Here is a 1860-nt window from a genome sequence, read left to right as displayed (position 1 = left end):
GCCCCGCCCTCCGCGCGCCCGCGGACGGAGCGGACCCGGCGGTCCTTCGCTCGGCCGACCCGCCACGCGGTGGGACCGGGCTCAGCGGGCCGCCGCCTCCTGGGCGCCACGGCCGTCCGCCAGGTGCCGCGCCCGCAGTCGGGTGAAGGCGGTGGGCGTCGGGCGGTGCGGCAGGAAATCCCTGATCCGCTCCGCGCACGCGCGGGGGCTCAGTGCGCCGGTGTCGCACTCCAGGTCGTAGTCCCCGTGCCTGTGGACCAGGTCGTACTGGTGCGCCGCGAGGCCGGGCGGACGGTCGCCGCGGGCCTGCTCGCGGCGGGCGAGTTCGTCCGGCGGGCAGTGGACCCCGACGAAGAGGACGTCCTCGGGCGGCAGCACCGCCAAGCAGTCGAGCAGCCGCCAGGGTTCGCTGAGCACATGGTCGACGATCACGTCGTTGCCCACCGAGGCCATGGCCGCGATCGACCGGTGGAAGCCCGACCTGGTCCGCCGCAGCGCGGCGTCGAGTTCGTCCGCCGCGAGCGGGCGCTTGGTCCGCATGGCGTTGAAGCCGTCCACCGACAGATGGAAGTGGACCCGGTCGTCGAGGATGTCCAGCAGCTCCCGGGCGATGCTCGACTTCCCCGAACTGGACGTGCCGTTGAGGAAGATGATCCGGCCGGGCGCCACGCCCGCTGTCATGTCCGCAGTCATGCCCTGCATGATCACACAGCGCCGCGCCCGCGCGTCCGCCACATCCCCACCGCATCCCGGGCCGATCGCCCGCCGGGCGGATCGCATCCCGATCCGGGTCGCATCGCGGATGGACGGCGTACGGGGTGGGACCGCGTACCGGTGGGCGGAGGCCGCGCGGTGCGGGCCCCGGACAGGACCCCTGCTGCCTTCCTCTAGAGTTCTTCCGACCCCTGCACGCGCCCGGGGCCCCGGTCCGGGGGCGCGCGCCGACCCGCCCGCCGGCCCGACCGAGGAGCATCCGTGACCGACCTGGCGTCCACGTCCCTGCAGCAGGAGATCGCCCGGGACCTCCAGGTGAGCGCGTCCTTCGACGCCCAGCAGGAGATCGAGCGCCGGGTGGCCTTCCTCGCCGACCGGCTGACCGCCGCGGGCATGCGCTCGCTCGTCCTCGGCATCAGCGGCGGCGTGGACTCCACCACTGCCGGCCGGCTCTGCCAGCTGGCGGTCGAGCGGGTCCGTGCCGCCGGCCACGATGCGACGTTCTACGCGATGCGGCTGCCGTACGGCACCCAGGCGGACGAGAAGGACGCGCAGCTGGCGCTGGAGTTCATCCGGGCCGACCAGGTGCTGACGGTCGACGTGCAGCCCGCCGCCGACGCCGCGCTGGCCGCGGTGGTGGCCGGTGGCACGGCCTTCCGCGACGCCCACCACAAGGACTTCGTGCACGGCAACATCAAGGCCCGGCAGCGCATGGTCGTCCAGTACGCGGTGGCCGGCGCGCACGCCGGTCTGGTCGTCGGCACCGACCACGCGGCCGAGGCGGTCTCCGGCTTCTTCACCAAGTTCGGCGACGGCGCGGCCGACGTGGTCCCGCTGACCGGCCTCACCAAGCGGCGCGTCCGGGCCGTGGCGGACACGCTGGGGGCCCCGTCCGCGCTGGTCTGGAAGACCCCGACCGCGGACCTGGAGACGCTGAACCCGGGCCTCGCCGACGAGGACGCCCTCGGCGTCACCTACGACGACATCGACGACCTGCTCGAGGGCAAGCCCGTCGACGCGGCCGCCTTCGAGATCATCGTTCGCCGCTACCGGAACACCGAGCACAAGCGGCAGCTGCCGATCGCCCCCTGAGCCGTGTCCGTGGGCCGTGGCGGTGGGCCGTGGCGGTGAGCCGTGGCCGTTGGA

2 protein-coding genes are annotated in these 1860 nt (G+C 74.2%); one reads left to right on the top strand and one right to left on the bottom strand.

The annotated features are described in order from the left end of the window. Positions 1-81: 81 nt before the first annotated feature. Positions 82-669 carry a chloramphenicol phosphotransferase CPT family protein gene (locus ACFV0G_RS38925; RefSeq protein WP_380558512.1) on the bottom strand — a complete coding sequence of 196 codons (588 nt, stop codon included), beginning with the start codon at positions 667-669 and terminating at the stop codon, positions 82-84. Positions 670-975: 306 nt separating this feature from the next. Between ACFV0G_RS38925 and nadE the strand changes: the two genes are divergently transcribed. After that, positions 976-1806, top strand: a complete 831-nt coding sequence (nadE, locus tag ACFV0G_RS38920; RefSeq protein WP_380558510.1) for an ammonia-dependent NAD(+) synthetase — start codon at positions 976-978, stop codon at positions 1804-1806. Positions 1807-1860: the final 54 nt, after the last annotated feature.

Origin of the sequence: Kitasatospora sp. NPDC059571 (genome assembly GCF_042735675.1) — a bacterium.
GTDB lineage: Bacteria > Actinomycetota > Actinomycetes > Streptomycetales > Streptomycetaceae > Kitasatospora.
Note: the sequence above shows the minus strand (reverse complement) of the source record. Positions and strands in the feature narration are given on the sequence as shown.